Here is a 16979-nt window from a genome sequence, read left to right on the forward strand (position 1 = left end):
GGGCCCGGCCGGGAGATCCCGGCCGGGCCCACGGCGTCGGAGGTTCAGCGCACCCGGGTGGAGAACAGCCGGGCGGACCAGAACACGGCGGCCACCGTCAGGGCCGCCACGATGATCAGGCTCTGCCACACCGCGCTGTCGTCGACGTGCCCGGAGAACAGCGCCCGCATCCCCTCCACCGCCCAGTAGAAGGGGTTCCACCTGGCGGCGGCCTGCAGCCAGTGCGGTGCCAGCGCGAGCGGCAGCAGCACCCCGGAGAGCAGGGCGATCGGCTGGGCGATGGTGTTCACCACCGGCGCGAGTGCCGAGTCGCTGGGCACCAGCAGGGCGATGCCGTACGAGACGGCGGAGGTCATCAGCGCCAGCAGGGCGAGCAGCAGGTAGGCGAGCAGCAGGTCGAGCGGCTTGATCCGGAGCCCGAACGGCAGCGCCAGCAGGGTGATCAGGACGGCCTGCACCAGCAGTGCCACCACCTCGCGCAGCGCCCGGCCGAGCAGCAGCGCCAACCGGCTCACGGGGGTCACCCGGGAGCGCTCGATGATGCCGGCCCGGAGTTCGCCGAGCAGCGAGAAACCGGTGAACAGGCCGCCGAAGATGACCAGCACGGCCAGCAGGCCCGGTACGTAGATCTGGTAGGTCTCGGCGTAGGTCGTCGCGCCGAGCGGGGCCAGCACCTGCTTGAGCAGCGGGGCGAACAGCAGCAGGTAGAAGAGCGGCTGGATGATCCCGACGGCGATCCAGACCGGGGTGCGGGCCATCAGCAGCAACTGCCGCTGGAAGACCAGCCAGGTGTCGCGGGCGAGCTTCATCGGTGTCCTTGCCTGGGCATGGGTGGTCGGTCGGTCAGTCGGGGGAGTCAGGCCCGCCGGCGGCGAGCAGCGCGTCGAGGGGAGTCAGGCCTGCTGGAGGGAGCGGCCGGTGCGGGCCAGGAACACGTCGTCCAGGCTGGGCCGTTGGAGCTGGACGGTGCCGGGCACCACGCCCGCGCCGCCCAGGGCCAGCAGCAGCTGCGGGATGGCGGCCGCGCCGTTCTCCACGTAGAGCCGCAGGCCGTCCTCGCCGTCGGTGCCCCGGGTCTCCAGCCGGTGCAGGTAGGGCTCGGCCCGCAGGGCCTCGGCGGCCCGTCCGGCGACGCCCTCGCCGGGCTCCAGGCCCACCAGGACGACGTCGCCGGAGATCTCCCGCTTGAGGGCCTCGGGGGTGCCCTCGGCCACGGTCTCGCCGTGGTCGACGATCGACACCCGGTCGCACAACGCGTCGGCCTCGTCGAGGTAGTGGGTGGTCACGACGACCGTCATGCCCTCGGTGCGCAGGCGCCGGATCTCCTCCCAGACCTGGCTGCGGCTGGCGGGGTCGAGGCCCACCGTGGGCTCGTCCAGGAACAGCACCCTGGGGCCGTGGATCACGCCGAGGGCGATGTCCACCCGGCGGCGCTGGCCGCCGGAGTAGGTGCTGCACGGGCGGTCGGCGAACTCTGTGAGGTCGAAGGACTTCAGCGCGGCCTCGGTGAGCCGGCCGGCCTCGGCCTTGCCGATGCCGTACATCCTGGCCTGCAGCACCAGTTCCTCGCGGGCGCTGACGGCGTCGGTGGTGCCGCCGCCCTGGGCGACGTAGCCGATCCGGCGGCGGACTTCGCCCGGCTCGGTGAACAGGTCGGCGCCGGCTATCCGGGCCTCACCGCCGTCCGGCCGGATCAGGGTGGCGAGCATGCGCAGGGTGGTGGTCTTGCCGGCCCCGTTGGGGCCGAGGAGGCCGAAGATCTCACCTGCCGGCACGGCCAGGCCGATGCCGCGGACGGCGTCGACGGCGGTGCTGCCGCGCTTCCGGGACGGGTAGGACTTGCGCAGTCCCTTGGTCTCGATCAACCAGAACTCCCGGGATGGGATGGCTTGCAGGGGCACCTGGGAACCGGTGCTGCGCGCCACCCTAGGGTCTCGGGAGGCTCGGAAACAATGGCCTAGACCAATGGATCTGATGGTATTTCACCCGCCCACGACCGGCCTTGCCGCCCAGCTCATGACCTGTTCACGACCAGTTTCTCCAGTCGGCCCGCCGCCGCGACGGCGCCACCGCCCGCCCGCAGCGAGGCCCCCGCCCGGACGGCTGCGGCCCGGTGCGCGTCCCCGTCCAGGACGGTCCGCAGGGCGGCGGCCAACGCGGCCGGCGAGACCCGCGCGAACGGCACCCGCACCCCGGCGCCCGCCGCCACGACCTGGGCCGCGACGAACGGCTGGTCGTGCCGGATCGGCGCCACCACCAGGGGGATCCCGTACGTGAGCGCCTCGCCGACGGTGTTCATCCCGCCGTGGCACAGCACCGCGTCCAGCACCCCACGGCTCATCAGCTCCAGCACGGGCGCCCGGTCCACGGCCAGTACCCCCGCCGGCAGTGCGGGCAGCAGGTCGCGCGGCGCCGCGACGACGGCCTGCACCTGCGGACCGCAGAGCTCCAGCGCCCGTACCGCCCTGGACAGGAAGTCCGCGCCGAGCCCGCCGGCCAGCGTGCCCATCGTGACCAGGACGGTGCGCCGGCCCGGATCCAGCCGCTCCCAGGGGAACGCCGGATCGGCCGGCCGCTCGGCCAGCACCGGCCCCACCAGGGCGTACTGCTCCGGGAACACCTCCGCGCCGGTGAGGGCGGGGCCGGTCAGCGCGAGCACCAGCTCGCGGGAGAATCGGGGGTCGGTGAACTCCTCCGGCGGCAGCGCGGCCCGTTGCCACAGCTCGCGGAGCCGGCCGAGCATCCATGCCTCCACCTGCGGCAGGGCCCGGAACGGGCGCCCCAGCTCCATCGCCCCGGGAGCGAAACTCGCCCACGGCAGCCCGTGCCGGTGGGCGGCCAGCGCGCCGGCCGGGGTGTGTTGGTCGACCAGCAGCACGTCCGGGCGGTAGTCGCGCACCACCTGGTCGACCGGCTTCGCGGTGAAGCGCGCGTACGGGACGATGAAGCCGTCCCACAGCGAGCGCAGCGCCGCCAGGCCGTGCCCGCCCTGGGGCCGGAACAGCCGGCTGCCGGTGCCGAGCACCCGCGCGCCGGGGCCGAGCAGGGGCCGCAGTACCGGCTCGGAGCCCGTCCAGGCGACCTCGTGACCGCGTGCCACCAGCTCCCGGGCGATCCCCACGGTCGGGTTGACGTGACCGGTCAGTGGCGGGACCACCAGCAGGAACCTGCTCATCCCCGCACCTGCGGGGCGTCCAGGGCCTGCTGGAGGTCGCCGACGGTGAGTGCCTCCAACGCGTCCAGCCCGAGGCCGGCCCGCAGCGCGCCGAGATCGGCGTGCGCGCCGAAGCGCTCGCGCAGCAGTTCCGAGAGGTCGGCGAGTTCACATTCGTCCAGCAGCAGATCGCCGTCCAGGCGGGCCTGCAAGGTCACCAGTGCGGCCCACTCGGGAGGCGCCGAAGCGGCCTCCACCAGCAGCGCGACCAGGTCGGGACGCGCCCGGTCCGGGGCCGGGAGGGGTGGCGGTTCAAGGTCGTTCACGGGGGCTCCACCTGCTCGACGGCACGGGGGCGGTTACTTCGGCGACAGCCCGTGATCACTTGTGCGACCCGCCGGGCGTCGGAATACTAGCCCGCGTGACCGCACTGGAGGCAGTGGCCGTCCACCTACCCCCGCACACCGCGCCGATCGAGGCGGTCGGGGAACGGATCGGCCTGACCCCACGTCAACTTCGACTCTTCCGCCGCTTCCACGGCCTGGACCAGGTACGCCTGGACCCGGACGGGACGCTGCTCGACCTGCTCGACGGCGCACTGCAGGCGCTGCTGCCCGACCTGCGAGGGCGCGAGCAGCACGTCCGGTTCGTGCTGCACGCACGCAGCATGCCCGTCGCCGTGCCCTACCCGCTCAACCCGCTGCACCAGCTGACCGCCCGCTACGGCCTGGCCCACGCCAACGCCTTCACCGTCACCCACCACGCCTGCGCGGTGGGGCTGCTGGCCGTCGACCTGGCCGGCAGGCTGCTCGCCTCCGAGCCCGACCCGGAGGCACTGGCGCTGGTGCTGACCGGGGAGAAGACCTTCACCCGGGACGCCCAGCTGGTACCGGAGACCGCGATCTTCGGCGAGGGCGCCGCGGCCTGCCTGGTGCGCGCCGAGGGCGGGCGCGACCGGGTGGCGTCCTACGCCGTCCGCCAGCGGCCCGAATTCGACGGGCGGCTCGCCGAGAATCCGGATCTTCTCTCGCGCTACCAGCGGGAGTACCCGGAGGTGATGGCGGAGGCGATCCAGGCCGCCCTCGACCAGGCAGGACTAGACCTCTCCGAGGTCGCACTGATTCTTCCGCACAACGTCAACCAGGTTTCCTGGCGGGCGATCTGCCGCCGGATCGGCTATCCGGTCGACAAGGTGGTGCTGGACAACGTGCCATCGGTCGGGCACAGTTTCGCAGCGGACGCCTTCATCAACCTCCACACCGCCACCACACGGGGCCTGCTCAGCCACGGTGACCGCTACCTGATCGCCGCCGCCGGCATCGGAGCCACCTTCTCGGCCATGGTCGTCACGCACTGACGCGCTGACGCACCGTCGGACCGACTGCCCCGGAAACACCCACACCGGCAGACCGCTCGCGCCGCCCGCACCCCTGCCCGCACCCGGGCCACGGCCGGGCAGGCCGGCGGACACAGCCACTCCTCACGCACGACGGGACGGGATACCCATGCCAGACCCCGCGGTCCAGACCGACACCGACCTGCGAGGCCAGGTGCTCCGAAGCATCGGGGACCTGCTGCCGCGCGTACTGAAGCGCGAACTCGCGGAGGTACCGGAGAACGCCTGCCTGTTCGACGACCTCGGCCTGACCTCGGCCGGCACCCTGGAACTCATCCTCGAACTGGAGGAGTCACTCGACATCCAGGTCGACGTCGAGGAGATCGGCGAGGACGACCTCCGCTCGGTCGCCAGCCTGGCCGACTTCGTCGCCGGGCACGTCATCGCCGAGGACTGACCGGATGCCCGGTGCCAGCGCCCCGCCCGTCGAGCGGCACGGCCGGCCACGGAACGGACTGCGCGTCGCCCGGGTCGTGGCCAGGGACTTCGACGGACACTCGGAGACCTCCCTCGACCCGGACCTGCGGGTGTTCGTCTCCGACCTGGCCCGGCCGTACGGGCTGGAACTGCGCGAGGACCTGCTGCGCCGGGGCGTCGGCCACTCGTACGGGGAGATGGCCGAGGAGTTGCTGGCCCAGGCGCTGCCCGCCGGCGAGCCGGTGGACCTGCTCATCCTCGCGTTCTCCTCCCCGGACGTCCGGCCGGGCCGCTCGGCCGCCGTCCACCTGAGCCGCTTCTGCCCGGGCGCGCCGCTGGCCTTCGCCGTCTGCGACCAGGGCCCCGCCGCGGCGTTCACCGCGCTGCGGATCGCCTCCGACTACAGCCGGAGCGGGGCCTGCCGGCGGGCGGTGGTGCTGGCCGTCGAACAGACCTCGCTGCACCACCGGCCCGCCGCACCCGTCGTACTGCCGGACCGGCACCGCGCGGTCGCCCTGGTCTGCGAGCAGACGGACGGCGACGAGGCGCTCGTCCGCCAGTCGTCCGGCGCGGTGGCGGACTCGGCCCCGGCGCAGGTCCGCTCCGAGTGGGCGGCCCTCGGCCCGCAGGCCGCACTGATCTCCGGGCCGGAACTGGCCCTCGGCCCGCAGGCCGCGCTCTCCGGGCCGGAACCGGAACGGGAAGCGGGCCTCGGGCGCGACCCGCTCGGGCCGGTCGTCGAGGCCGGGCCCGGACAGCCGTTCACCGGCGTGTGGACGCAGCTCGCCGAGCGTCTGCCCGCCTGGCGGGCCGAGCGGCGGCCCGTTCTGGTCGCGGACCTCGACCGGCGCCTCGGCCGGCTGAGCACCCTCGCCCTGCCGGCCGGGGTGGCGCCGTGACCACACACCCGGACGCGGACCAGGTCGACGTGTGGGTGATCCCCACCGACCAGCCCGCGCCGGTGGTCCGCCGGCTGCGCCGCCTGCTCGACCGCGCCGAACTCGACCGGGCCGGCGCGGCCGGGGACGCACTGCGCGGCGACCGCTTCACCGTCGTCCACGGCGCCGTCAGGCTGCTCGCCTCGGACCGGCTCGGGACACCCCCCGCCGCTCTGGAGTGGCGCCACGGCCCGCACGGCAAACCGGAGCCGGCAGCCGGCGGCGCCCGGCTGCAACTCAGCTACTCGGCGTCCGGCGCCCTGGCCCTGCTCGCGCTCACCGAAGGGCGGCAGGTCGGCGCGGACATCGAGGAGATCAGGGACGCGCGGGTCGCCGCCCGGGTCGCCCGGCGCTACTTCCCGGGCACCGAAGCACAGTTCGTCGCGGACGGCGCCTCACCCGGCGCGCAGGCCGAACGCTTCACCCGGCTGTGGTGCCGCCGCGAGGCCTGCGTCAAGGCCTACGGCGGCCGCCTCGTCCAGGGCCTCGGCCTGCCGCTGGCCGGCCCGGCCCCGCTGCGGCTGGCGGACGCCGGCCCGCTGGGGCGAGGGCCGTGCTGGGTGCGGGACGTCCCCGTGCCCCAGGGGTTCCGCGCCGCCGTCGCGGTGGACGGCGACCGCCCGTTCCGCCTCCGGTCCAGGCGCTGGACCCCCGCCGACCACCAGATCTCCGACCAGCCCGCCATGGTGTTCCGAACCGCGCACGGAAGAGCAGGACATGACGAACTTTCAGATCACCGTTCCCGAGGGTGACGCGACGCCGATCCCGACCGACGCGCCCGGCGTCCAGCTCCACCCCGCGCCGTTCGAGGCCGTGGTCGCGCTGCTCCGCCGCGGGATCGAGAGGCTGGCGGCCGCCGAGGAGTTCCCGCGGCTGGTGATTCCCCCGGTGATCCCCCGCAGCCTGGTCGAGCGCGCCGGCTACGTGAAGGCGTTCCCCCAGCTGCTCGGCACGGTGCACAGCTTCACCGGAACGGCCGCCGAGTGGAAGGACCTCGCGCCGCACGCCGTCGAAGGCGGCGCCTGGGACTCCGCGCAGCGGGCGAGCGATCTCGTCCTGCTGCCCGCCGCCTGCTACCCGGTCTACGCGGGCCTGGCCGGGCGCGAGTTGGCGGAGCCGGAACGGTTCGCGGTGGAGGGGCAGTGCTTCCGCCAGGAGGCGACCAGCGAAACCGGCCGGCTGCGCACCTTCCGGATGGTGGAGCTGGTCACGGCCGGTACCGAGGAGCACTGCCTGGCCTGGCGGGCGACCTGGCTGGAGGCGGTCGCCGGCTGGCTGCGCGGGATGTCGCTCAAGGTCGAGACCGAGGTGGCCGACGACCCGTTCTTCGGCCCGACCCGGCGCCTGTTCCAGGCGGCCCAGCGCAAGCAGGAGTTGAAGTACGAACTGAAGGTCCCGGTCGCGGACGGACTCGTCCAGGCCATCGCCTCGGCGAACTTCCACAAGGACCACTTCGGTGAGGCGTTCGGCTTCACCAGCCAGGGCGCTCCCGGGAACACGGCGTGCACGGCGTTCGGCATCGAGCGGATCGCCCTCGCGCTGCTGCACGCACACGGGACGCGTCCCAGCGAGTGGCCCGAGGCGGTCATCCGGTCGATCGCGGAAGGGAGCTGACCGGTGATCAGCAAAGTGCCGGTCTGGTATGGACCACTGGACGGCGTCGCTGGTAGCGTCCCGATCCACACCCCGCTGGGACAGGCGAGCCGAAGGGCGCGTGCGACGTGACAGGAACCAGGCGGATCACCGTCCGCTACGGCGGCGGGACGAGCGGCTCGGGACCGCTCACCTTCGGCCAGGACAACATGATCCGGTGCATCCGGCGCGACGACCCCGAACAGATCAACAAGGAGGCCGTCTGGCCGGTGCCGGCCGGCGCCGACCTCCCGGCCGCGTTCGCCGCGCTGCGGACGCTGGCCGAGCGCCACGAGTCCCTGCGTACCGTGTTCCCGCCCGGCCCGGACGGGTTCCCGACCGGTCAGGAGATCCGGGCGGAGGGCGAGTTCACCGTCACTGTCGTCGAGGCCGGCCTGCTGGAGGAGCCCGAACTCGACGCGTTCGCGGACGGGTTGGCACGGGCCGACAACGCCGTGGCCTTCGACCTGGCCACCGACTTCCCGCTCCGGTGCACGCTCGTGACGCGGGACGGCCGACCGGTCCGGATGGCGGTCGTGGTCTGCCACTCCGGGGCGGACGGCGCGGCGACCGCCCTGCTGATCGACGAGTGGCTCGCACTCGCGGCCGGCAAGGAGCTGCCGCCCGTCACCGCGCGGACGCCACTGGAGCTGGCGGCCTCCGAGAACTCGGGCCTCGGCCGGCGGCGCGCCACCGCCTCGCTGCGGCACTGGGAGCGGATCCTGCGCACCGCCCCGCAGGCGGTCTTCGCGGACTCGCGGCTCACCGGACCGCCGGACGCGGTCTCCGTGCTGATCCTGCGCTCCCGCGCGGCGGCCGGGCACCTGGCCGCCGCCTCCCAGCGGACGGGGGCCGGCCCGTCCGTCGTCCTGCTCGCCGCCTTCGCCGCGCTGGTGGCGCACCGGGCCGCACAACCTGACCTGGTGATCGCCGCGCTGTCCGCCAACCGGCACCGCCCGGGCATGGCCGACTACGTCGGCACCCTGGCCCAGGACGCCTTCCTGGCCGTGGACGCCGGCCACGCCGACCTGGACGAGCTGATCGGCCACACCAAGGCCGCCTCGCTGGCCGGGTACTGGCACAGCACCTTCGACGCCGAGAAGATCTGGCAGATGATCGAGGACGTCGCCCATCTGCGCGGATCCCGCTACGCGCGGCACGTCGTCGTGAACGATCTCAGCCTGACCATCCCCGAGGCCGCGTCCAACGCCCGCCCCGCCCCGCAGGCGGACCCCGAGATCGGCTGGTTCCCCGACCAGCGGGTCCCCGTCCGGTTGATGTTCAACATCCTGCGGGTCAACGGCTGTCTCGAACTCGCGCTGCTCGCCTGCCCGCAGGTGCTCGACCGGGCGGAGACCGAGGACTTCGCCCGCGGACTGCTCGCGATCGTCGAGGCCTCGGCCCGCGGCCCGGTGCCACTCGACGGGTTGACCGCACTCACCGGCATCCGGCCGGGGGTCAGGGAGGGCGACTGGCAGCAGGTCGGCCGCTCCTGGATCGACCTGGACGCCGTCCGCGGCCTGCTCGCCGACGTGCTGGGCACGGCGGTCGCGACCCGGGTGGAGTTCACCGGCGGCCGCCTGGTCGCCCGCCTCGCCGTCGCGGCCGGCGGCCTCACCCCGCTCACGGCGCACGCCGCCGTGGTCGCGGCCCTCGGCGGCCGGGACACCGCGATGGCACCCGAGCACTACGTCGTGCACCACGGCGACCCCGCCGCACCTGGTGGCTGGGACGCCCTCCCGGTGCTGGCGGAGGGCGGCGGCCGGGACCCCGGGGTGACCGACTGGCAGCAGTCGCTGGGCTGACCGCCGGCCTGCCGGCGTAAGGGGTGCGGGGCCGGCGCCCCCGCCCCGGGCCCGGCGGCGGACGAGATGCCACCGCCGGGCCGGAGCCGGACGGTGCCTAGCTGAACGGGTCGAGCGTCACGTACGCCTGCTGCGGGTTGCCGTCGTGCACCAGCGACTCGTGGTGGCCCACGTCGTCGAAGGCGAACGCGTAGGCGGCGCCGTCGGCCATCTGGGCGTGGATCTTCCGGGCGTACTGGTTGGTCACCGCGTCCTGGTAGAAACCGGCCGCGCTGGTGTCCGGCTGGTTCGGGTTGGTCAGCAGCGTGGAGCGGTTGTACGCGGCGCAGAGCGTGCGCGAGATCGGGCCGCGGACCAGGTCGTTCGGGGCGTCCAGCAGCTTGTAGCAGCCGAAGATGCTGTCGGAGTCGGGCTTCTGGAACGAGGTGACGACGGCCCCGGCGGTGTTGGTGAAGTTCATGACGTTGCCGGAGACCCGGCCGAAGTACTTCGTGTTCGGCTGGTCCGCGAACGGCGTCACGGTCAGCGTCGACGTGGAGTACTTGCTCCAGACCCGGTTGACGTAGTCGCTCAGCACCGTCGCCGGCAGCGCACCGGACTCGATGCCGTGGCCGGGGGCGAGGGCCCGCAGCACGGTCCCGTCGGCCCGGGTCCGGATCAGGTTGGCCCAGCCGCCCGGCTGGCTCCGGAGCGAGTTGAAGAACCCCTGGTAGCCGCCCGGCTTCAGATGCCCGGTGCTCTTCGTGGTGCCGTCGGGGGCCTTGACCCCCACGGCGTAGGGGGCGGAGAACATGTCGACCTGGGTGCTGTTGAGCCACAGCCCCGAGTCGTTGAGGGTGTACTCGGACCAGTTGAACAGGATGTTGCTGTTCGGGTCGCTGGGGTTCTGCACGGCCGGCTGGACGAGGCCGCCGGTGGCGAGCTTGAAGACCAGCTTCTGGCCGTACGAGAAGTAGATCCGGCCGGAGAACTTGGGGAGCCGGATGGTGATGGACTGGCCGTTGGCCGGGCCGGCGATCGCCGCGTCCGGTGCGGGGGCGGGCGGATTGGCGCCGCCCGGCCAGGCGTGGAACGTACCGCCGGCATCCGCCCAGCCCTGCCGGCCGGTCGAGAGCTGGGTGCCGAGGTCGTAGATGTAGACCGGCTCGCTGCGCCCGGAGTTGTTGGTGAAGGTGAGCGCGATGGTCTCGGGCACCGCCGCCGCGGCCGGGGCGGCCGGGGCGAGGGCGGTGAGGCCCGCGGCGGCGAGTGCGACGGCGACGGCGGCCGAGGTGGCGCTGCGGGTGGCCGGTGCTTTTCTCTTCCTCATCGGGTCAGTCCTTGGGTGGGGGAGTGGGGGGAGTGCCCTCCCGCGTTGCGTGAGAGCGCTCTCAGAATGCTGAGACCGGCGGTGCATGTCAATGGTCTGGACAAGGTGGGATGTGTGACGCCGCCTCGGCACAGGGGGTGCAAGTACCTTGGAAATACGATGCTTTCACCGATCATGCCCCAAAGCTGCACAGGCCGTGAGCGGTCGAGGGCTCCGTCGCGGGGCATCCGGTGACATGAAAGCGCTCTCATGGGCCGGTCCGGCGCGTCCGGGTGCGGTCACGTGCGGACCACGGCAGGCTGGAAGCCGCTGTGTCCGTCCCCGGAGTCCGTCCCCGAATGACATGGAGCGTCCCGTCATGACCGAGCAGCCCCAGGCCCGCCCGCAGGCCCAGATCGGCGTCACCGGGCTGGCCGTCATGGGCCGCAACCTGGCCCGGAACTTCGCCCGGCACGGCTACCGCGTCGCCCTGCACAACCGCACCGAGGCCCGGACGACCGCCCTGGTGGACCAGTTCGGCCACGAGGGCGACTTCGTCCCCAGCACGACGGTGGAGGAGTTCGTGGCCTCGCTCGAACGCCCGCGCCGCCTGGTGATCATGGTCAAGGCCGGTGCCCCGACGGACGCCGTGATCGACGAACTGGTGCCCCTGCTCGACGAGGGCGACGTGGTGGTGGACGGCGGGAACGCGCACTTCCTCGACACCCGCCGCCGCGAGAAGGCCCTGCGCGAGCACGGGCTGCACTTCGTCGGCAGCGGCGTCTCCGGTGGGGAGCAGGGCGCGCTGGAGGGCCCGAGCATCATGCCGGGCGGCACCGCCGAGTCGTACCGGGTGCTGGGCCCGCTGCTGGAGGACATCGCCGCCAAGGTGGACGGCCGGCCCTGCTGCACCCACGTCGGCCCCGACGGCGCCGGCCACTTCGTGAAGATGGTGCACAACGGCATCGAGTACGCCGACATGCAGCTGATCGCCGAGGCCTACGACCTGCTGCGGCACGGCGCCGGCCTGCAGCCCGCCGAGATCGCCGGGGTGTTCCGGGAGTGGAACGGCGGCCGGCTGGAGTCGTACCTGATCGAGATCACCGCCGACGTCCTCGCCCACACCGACGCGGCGACCGGCAAGCCGTTCGTCGACATCGTCCGTGACCAGGCCGAACAGAAGGGCACCGGCCGCTGGACGGTGCAGACCGCCCTCGAACTCGGCGTGCCGGTGAGCGGGATCGCCGAGGCGGTGTTCGCCCGCTCGCTGTCGGGCGGCGCAGAGCTGCGCAGGGCGGCCCGGGGCCTGCCCGGGCCGTCCGAGACCTGGCTCGACAGCGCGGCCTCCGACCGCTTCGCGGGCGACGTCGAGCAGGCGCTGTACGCGTCGAAGATGGTCGCCTACGCCCAGGGCTTCCACCAGATCCAGGCCGGCAGCGCCGAGTACTCCTGGGACATCGACCTCGGCGCGATGGCCACCATCTGGCGCGGCGGCTGCATCATCCGGGCCCGGTTCCTCGACCGCATCAGGGCCGCCTACGACGCCGACCCCGGGCGGGCCACGCTGCTCACCGACGAGCACTTCCTGAGCGCCCTCGACGGCGCCCAGTCCGCCTGGCGCCGGGTGGTCTCGACCGCCGCCGAACTGGGCGTCCCCGCACCGGGTTTCTCCACCGCACTGGCCTACTACGACGGCCTGCGCGCGCACCGGCTGCCGGCCGCCCTGGTGCAGGGCCAGCGCGACTACTTCGGCGCGCACACCTACCAGCGGGTCGACCGGGACGGCACCTTCCACACCCTCTGGGGCGAGGACCGCCGCGAGGAGGAACGCTGAGACCGCCCGGCCGTCCGCGGCCCGCACCCCGGCCGGCTCCCGTTGCTGCCGCCCGGCTCGGTCCGGAGTACCGCTGAGCAGGGCGGACCACCCCGTCCGCGCGTTCCGCGGGACACCGCCGACCGGGCCCAGGGACCTTCGGCCGGTCCGGTGACGTGCGGATCTGTGCTAGACCTGGGGTAATCGAAGGGGCCCACGTGCACCAGCTCAACCTCGGAGTCATGGCACAGTCGCGCAAAGAGAACGAGCGCCGACTGCCGATTCACCCCTCACACTTCGAGCGGATCGACCCCGACCTCCAGGGGCGCATCTTCCTTGAACACGGTTATGCCGAAGGTTTCGGCGTGCCCGACGAACAACTGGCGCCGATGGTCGCCGGCTTCCGTTCGCGGCAGCAGCTGCTCGCCGAATGCGACGTCATCCTGCTGGCCAAGCCGCAGGCACCGGAACTCGCGGAGTTCCGGGAAGGACAGGTCCTCTGGGGCTGGCCGCACTGCGTCCAGGACGAGCAGCTCACCCAGACCGCGATCGACCGCCGGCTGACCCTGATCGCCTTCGAGGCGATGAACCACTGGACCAACGACGGCTCGTTCAACCTGCACGTCTTCCACAAGAACAACGAGCTGGCCGGGTACTCCTCGGTGCTGCACGCACTCCAGCTCACCGGTTCGACCGGCGACTACGGCCGCCGGCTGCGGGCCGCCGTCCTGGGCTTCGGCGCGACGGCCCGGGGCGCGGTGACGGCGCTCAGCGCGCTCGGCGTGCACGACGTCGACGTGCTCACCCAGCGCGGGGTGACCGCGGTCAGCTCACCGATCCACTCCGCGCGGATAGTGCAGTTCGACCGCGACGAGAACGACGCCCGGCGCAGCTACGCGCTGTCCGAGGACGGCCGGGTGCCGCTGGCGGGGTTCCTCGCCGAGCACGACATCATCGTCAACTGCGTCCTCCAGGACACCGACGCTCCGCTGACCTTCCTCGACGAGGAGGACCTCGGCCTGCTCGCGCCGGGCACCCTCGTCATCGACGTGTCCTGCGACGAGGGCATGGGCTTCAGCTGGGCCCGCCCGACGTCCTTCACCGAGCCGACGTTCCTGGTCGGCGACAACGTCCGCTACTACGGCGTCGACCACAGTCCGTCCTACCTGTGGAACGCGGCGACCTGGGAGAACAGCGAGGCACTGCTGCCCTTCCTGCGGGCGGTGCTCAGCGGCCCGGGCAGCTGGACGTCCAACGAGACCCTGCGGCGCGCGATCGAGATCCGCGACGGCGTCGTCCAGAACCCGAACATCCTGTCCTTCCAGCGCCGCTCGGCGGACTATCCGCACCCGGCCCTGGGGATGCCCGCCGCAGCCTGAGCCCGTTCCGGCTCCCCGGCGCCCGGGAACCGACCGGGCGCCGTTCGCCGTCCCGGTCGGTGCAGGGGGTTCAGCGGTGAAAAGGGTTCAGCGTCACCCGCGCTGACCACTACTCTTTACCCTCTCTTTGAGAAGACCCTCTCATCGAGAGGGTGGAGCAGGCCCGGGGGGAGCAAGGCACCGGGCTCCGGAGGGAGTGGCTGGTGTCCGAGTCGACCGAGGTCGGGCTGTCCGCGAGGCAGGCCCGCGTGCCGCTGCCCAGGAGCGCGCCGCCGCCGGCCGTGCTGCGCCCGCGCGCGTTGCACGACCTGCGCCGCAGCCGTGGGCCGGCCGCGTTGCACTACCCGCCGCAGGACGTTCTCGTCGTCTCCGGTCTGCCCGGCAGCGGCAAGAGCACCCTGCTGCGGCGCTGCGTGCGGGCCCGGGTGATCGACTCCCAGCAGGTGCGGGAGGAGTACGAGGCCCGGCTGCCGGCCTGGCTGCCGTACGCGGTGTACCGGCCGCTCGTCCGGTTCGCGCACTACCGGCGGCTGCGGCGGGCGCTGCTCGCGGGCGGACCGCTCGCGGTGCACGACTGCGGCGCGGTGCCGCTGGTGCGGTTCTGGCTCGCGCGGTCGGCGGCCCGGCAGGGGAGGGGGCTGCACCTGGTGCTGCTGGACGCGAGCAGCGCCGAGGCGCGCGAGGGGCAGCTGAGCCGGGGTCAGTCCGTGTCGGCGTACGCCTTCGCCCGGCACTGCCGGGCGGCCGGGCGCCTGCGCACCAGACTGGCGGGTACGGGGGCGCCGCCGGCGGGGTGCGCCTCGGTGGTGGTGCTCGACCGGTCGGCGGCGCGACGGCTGGCCGAGATCGCCTTCACGGCGGCGTAGCCCCGGGGAGGGCAGCGGGGGCGGGAGGTCGTCCGTTCGGGCGTTCGGGCGGCGGCGGGGGTGTGCCCGGCGGGGTGCGGGGAATGGATGGCCGGTCAACTTTCGGACATACCGGTGATGTTGCCGGGCGGTAAATTCTTCTGACCGACCAGCTCTCTTCGGGTGAACTTCCTGGCTTCGCCCGATTTGTCGTCAGGAATTTCCGGCCGGTTCATGTCTGACGCGTACGCGTCGCCCTTGCGTAGCCTCGGCTCGGCGGCCTCCGAAACCGCCATCCCCCACTTCTCCACAGGAGAGCAGATGCGTCGTTCTGCCCACGTCCCCGCGCGTGTCCCCCGCAGACTCCTCAGCGCCGCCGCCCTCGTCGCCACCCTCGCCCTCACCCAGTTCGCCGCGCCCCCGTCGTTCACGGTCGCGTCGGCCGCCACGGCCGCCGGGCAGTGCACCGGGAGCGACAGCGCGGACCCGGGCGCGCGCCGCGCCGCCGGCAGTCAGGCCCACGAACCCAACGCCGTCACCGACGCCGAGGCGAGCGCCATGAACGCCGACCTCGCGGCGAAGGTCAGCGAGCTGCGCGAGTCGCCCCGGGGCAACTCGCTCCTCGCCCCCGCCCTGGCCGCCACCGTGATCCCGGTCTACGTGCACGTGATCCACTCCGGCACGACCGGCAAGCTCACCGCCACGGACATCAGCAAGCAGCTCGCCGTCCTGAACGCCGCCTACGGCGGGCAGGGATCGGGCAACACCGCGACCCCGTTCTCGTTCACGCTGGCCGGCACCGACTACACCGACAAGGCCGCCTGGTACAACGGGATCGCACCCGGCTCCTCGGCCGAGAAGGCCATGAAGACCGCCCTGCGCAAGGGCGGCGCCGGCACCCTCAACCTCTACACCGCCAGCCTCGGCCAGAGCCTGCTGGGCTGGGCGACCTTCCCCAGCTCCTACAAGTCCAACCCGAGCGACGACGGCGTCGTCATCCTCGACACCTCGCTGCCCGGCGGCTCGGCCGCCAACTACAACGAGGGCGACACCGCCACCCACGAGGTCGGCCACTGGCTCGGCCTCTACCACACCTTCCAGGGCGGCTGCAGCGGCAACGGCGACTACGTCTCCGACACGCCCGCCGAGAAGAGCGCCGCCTACCAGTGCCCGACCGGGCGCGACACCTGCACCGCCACCGGCCTCGACCCGATCAAGAACTTCATGGACTACACGTACGACTCCTGCATGACCCAGTTCACCGCCGGTCAGGTCACCCGGATGACGAACTCCTGGGCTTCCTACCGGGCCTGACGGCACATCCGGCCGTACGGGAACGAATCGCCCCGGCGGGTACGCTCGGCCCCGAGCGCCCGCCGGGGCGCCGCCCTGTCCGGCCCGCACCGCCCCGCCCGAGGAGTTCCGACGGCCCGCCCGGACGAGCCGCACCGGGCCGGCGAACTGCCCCATTGCCTCAGCGGTTCCTGACGTACCGTCGCGGGAGCGGTGCGACGGGTGGGCCGCCCCGGGACCGGTCGTGGGCGTATCACTAGGATCGCCTCTGACAGGTTCCACGACCGAGGGGGAGTCCATGGCCAAGGACCGTGCGGGCGTCGTCGTCTACTGGCGGCCCGGCTGCGTGTACTGCATGAAGCTGCGCCTGCGGCTGCGCTTCACGCGACTGAAGTACACCAAGGTCAACATCTGGCGCGACCGGGACGCGGCGGCCTTCGTCCGCTCGGTCGCGGACGGGAACGAGACCGTGCCGACCGTGACCGTGGGCGGCGAGGCGATGGTGAACCCGTCGAAGCGTCAGCTGATGGCGGCGGTCGAGCAGTACGCCCCGCACCTGCTGGCAGGGTAGGGGTGACCCGGTTCAGCAGTGGACGTCGAAGTAGACGAGTGTCAGGCCGTCCACCGAGGTGAACTCGTACGCCTCGTAGGAGACGTCCTGCCCGGGGGTGTAGTGGGCCCCGAGCCGTGGCTTGACCTCCAGCCAGGCGGCCTGCCGGTCGGCCTGCGGGACGTACACGGGAAACCACTCGTCCTGGTCCTCGTCGTACGTGTCCCCACCGGTGGACATCCGGTCCGCCGTGGCGGCGAGGCGCTTGGCCCGTCGTGGATCGAGCCGACTGCGGACGAGGGTCCACTTTCGGCCGTCGGCGTCCACGAAGGCGCCCTCCGTGACGGGGTGCCGGTAGCCGCGCCCCGTCCAAGGCTCCTCGACCGGAGGAAGTTCCGCCACCACCTCCCCGAACGTCACGGTGCGGGACCGCTTCTTCGACATCGGGCCAGCATGCCACCCGTCCCGG

At 73.0% G+C, this 16979-nt stretch carries 18 protein-coding genes; 11 read left to right on the top strand and 7 right to left on the bottom strand.

Annotated features, from left to right (window positions below; genetic code table 11):
- Positions 1–44: 44 nt before the first annotated feature.
- The 4 genes from ACFUK0_RS31045 to ACFUK0_RS31060 form a co-directional block, all read right to left on the bottom strand.
- Positions 45–809 (bottom strand): ABC transporter permease, encoded by a 765-nt coding sequence (locus tag ACFUK0_RS31045; protein WP_380255802.1) that lies wholly within the window; start codon positions 807–809, stop codon positions 45–47.
- A gap of 84 nt (positions 810–893) precedes the next feature.
- A complete protein-coding gene (locus ACFUK0_RS31050) occupies positions 894–1865 on the bottom strand; it encodes an ATP-binding cassette domain-containing protein (RefSeq protein WP_380255803.1) in 972 nt (323 codons plus the stop codon).
- A 149-nt stretch (positions 1866–2014) separates the two neighbouring features.
- A complete protein-coding gene (locus ACFUK0_RS31055) occupies positions 2015–3175 on the bottom strand; it encodes a glycosyltransferase (RefSeq protein ID WP_380255805.1) in 1161 nt (386 codons plus the stop codon).
- Positions 3172–3480: a hypothetical protein gene (locus ACFUK0_RS31060; RefSeq protein ID WP_380255806.1), complete on the bottom strand. Its 309-nt coding sequence runs from the start codon at positions 3478–3480 to the stop codon at positions 3172–3174. The genes ACFUK0_RS31055 and ACFUK0_RS31060 overlap by 4 nt, the downstream gene beginning before the upstream one ends.
- A gap of 95 nt (positions 3481–3575) precedes the next feature.
- Between ACFUK0_RS31060 and ACFUK0_RS31065 the strand changes: the two genes are divergently transcribed.
- The 6 genes from ACFUK0_RS31065 (at position 3576) to ACFUK0_RS31090 (ending at position 9342) form a co-directional block, all read left to right on the top strand.
- Entirely contained in the window at positions 3576–4511 is a 936-nt protein-coding gene (locus ACFUK0_RS31065; RefSeq protein ID WP_380255807.1) for a 3-oxoacyl-[acyl-carrier-protein] synthase III C-terminal domain-containing protein, read from the top strand.
- A 148-nt stretch (positions 4512–4659) separates the two neighbouring features.
- Positions 4660–4947, top strand: coding sequence for a phosphopantetheine-binding protein (locus tag ACFUK0_RS31070; protein ID WP_380255808.1), 288 nt, complete (start codon positions 4660–4662; stop codon positions 4945–4947).
- 4 nt (positions 4948–4951) lie between these two features.
- Entirely contained in the window at positions 4952–5866 is a 915-nt protein-coding gene (locus tag ACFUK0_RS31075; RefSeq protein ID WP_380255809.1) for a hypothetical protein, read from the top strand.
- Entirely contained in the window at positions 5863–6657 is a 795-nt protein-coding gene (locus tag ACFUK0_RS31080) for a 4'-phosphopantetheinyl transferase family protein (RefSeq protein ID WP_380255810.1), read from the top strand. Before ACFUK0_RS31075 ends, ACFUK0_RS31080 begins: the two co-directional genes overlap by 4 nt.
- A complete protein-coding gene (locus ACFUK0_RS31085) occupies positions 6623–7519 on the top strand; it encodes a hypothetical protein (RefSeq protein WP_380255811.1) in 897 nt (298 codons plus the stop codon). Before ACFUK0_RS31080 ends, ACFUK0_RS31085 begins: the two co-directional genes overlap by 35 nt.
- A 107-nt stretch (positions 7520–7626) precedes the next feature.
- Entirely contained in the window at positions 7627–9342 is a 1716-nt protein-coding gene (locus ACFUK0_RS31090; protein ID WP_380255812.1) for a condensation domain-containing protein, read from the top strand.
- 97 nt (positions 9343–9439) lie between these two features.
- Here ACFUK0_RS31090 and ACFUK0_RS31095 read toward each other — a convergent pair whose 3' ends face one another.
- Positions 9440–10651: a glycoside hydrolase family 64 protein gene (locus ACFUK0_RS31095; RefSeq protein ID WP_380255813.1), complete on the bottom strand. Its 1212-nt coding sequence runs from the start codon at positions 10649–10651 to the stop codon at positions 9440–9442.
- Between the two features lie 358 nt (positions 10652–11009).
- Between ACFUK0_RS31095 and gndA the strand changes: the two genes are divergently transcribed.
- From gndA to ACFUK0_RS31110, 3 genes are all read left to right on the top strand, one after another.
- Entirely contained in the window at positions 11010–12464 is a 1455-nt protein-coding gene (gene gndA / locus ACFUK0_RS31100) for an NADP-dependent phosphogluconate dehydrogenase (RefSeq protein ID WP_380255814.1), read from the top strand.
- Between the two features lie 197 nt (positions 12465–12661).
- Entirely contained in the window at positions 12662–13822 is a 1161-nt protein-coding gene (locus tag ACFUK0_RS31105) for a N(5)-(carboxyethyl)ornithine synthase (protein WP_380255815.1), read from the top strand.
- Between the two features lie 203 nt (positions 13823–14025).
- The gene (locus tag ACFUK0_RS31110; RefSeq protein WP_380255816.1) at positions 14026–14688 is read left to right on the top strand and encodes an AAA family ATPase; all 663 of its coding nucleotides are present in this window, start codon (positions 14026–14028) and stop codon (positions 14686–14688) included.
- Positions 14689–14783: 95 nt separating this feature from the next.
- Here the strand turns inward: ACFUK0_RS31110 and ACFUK0_RS31115 are convergent, their stop codons facing one another.
- Complete coding sequence (locus ACFUK0_RS31115; RefSeq protein ID WP_380255817.1) at positions 14784–14963, bottom strand: hypothetical protein; 180 nt, start codon at positions 14961–14963, stop codon at positions 14784–14786.
- 25 nt (positions 14964–14988) lie between these two features.
- On the opposite strand from ACFUK0_RS31115, the gene ACFUK0_RS31120 reads away from it, so the two are divergent.
- Positions 14989–15981 (top strand): zinc metalloprotease, encoded by a 993-nt coding sequence (locus tag ACFUK0_RS31120; RefSeq protein WP_380255818.1) that lies wholly within the window; start codon positions 14989–14991, stop codon positions 15979–15981.
- A gap of 277 nt (positions 15982–16258) precedes the next feature.
- Complete coding sequence (locus ACFUK0_RS31125; RefSeq protein ID WP_380255819.1) at positions 16259–16531, top strand: glutaredoxin domain-containing protein; 273 nt, start codon at positions 16259–16261, stop codon at positions 16529–16531.
- Positions 16532–16543: 12 nt separating this feature from the next.
- Here the strand turns inward: ACFUK0_RS31125 and ACFUK0_RS31130 are convergent, their stop codons facing one another.
- The gene (locus ACFUK0_RS31130) at positions 16544–16954 is read right to left on the bottom strand and encodes a hypothetical protein (RefSeq protein ID WP_380255820.1); all 411 of its coding nucleotides are present in this window, start codon (positions 16952–16954) and stop codon (positions 16544–16546) included.
- Positions 16955–16979 lie beyond the last annotated feature (25 nt).

This window comes from Kitasatospora sp. NPDC057223 (genome assembly GCF_042669755.1).
Lineage (GTDB): Bacteria > Actinomycetota > Actinomycetes > Streptomycetales > Streptomycetaceae > Kitasatospora.

Coding starts and splice junctions, on each gene's coding strand:
- ACFUK0_RS31125 (WP_380255819.1), top strand. CDS start 16,259: ATGGCCAAGGACCGTGCGGGCGTCGTCGTCTACTGGCGGCCCGGCTGC.
- ACFUK0_RS31045 (WP_380255802.1), bottom strand. CDS start 809: ATGAAGCTCGCCCGCGACACCTGGCTGGTCTTCCAGCGGCAGTTGCTG.
- ACFUK0_RS31070 (WP_380255808.1), top strand. CDS start 4,660: ATGCCAGACCCCGCGGTCCAGACCGACACCGACCTGCGAGGCCAGGTG.
- ACFUK0_RS31120 (WP_380255818.1), top strand. CDS start 14,989: ATGCGTCGTTCTGCCCACGTCCCCGCGCGTGTCCCCCGCAGACTCCTC.
- ACFUK0_RS31055 (WP_380255805.1), bottom strand. CDS start 3,175: ATGAGCAGGTTCCTGCTGGTGGTCCCGCCACTGACCGGTCACGTCAAC.
- ACFUK0_RS31130 (WP_380255820.1), bottom strand. CDS start 16,954: ATGTCGAAGAAGCGGTCCCGCACCGTGACGTTCGGGGAGGTGGTGGCG.
- gndA (WP_380255814.1), top strand. CDS start 11,010: ATGACCGAGCAGCCCCAGGCCCGCCCGCAGGCCCAGATCGGCGTCACC.
- ACFUK0_RS31095 (WP_380255813.1), bottom strand. CDS start 10,651: ATGAGGAAGAGAAAAGCACCGGCCACCCGCAGCGCCACCTCGGCCGCC.
- ACFUK0_RS31115 (WP_380255817.1), bottom strand. CDS start 14,963: ATGGCGGTTTCGGAGGCCGCCGAGCCGAGGCTACGCAAGGGCGACGCG.
- ACFUK0_RS31075 (WP_380255809.1), top strand. CDS start 4,952: ATGCCCGGTGCCAGCGCCCCGCCCGTCGAGCGGCACGGCCGGCCACGG.
- ACFUK0_RS31085 (WP_380255811.1), top strand. CDS start 6,623: ATGACGAACTTTCAGATCACCGTTCCCGAGGGTGACGCGACGCCGATC.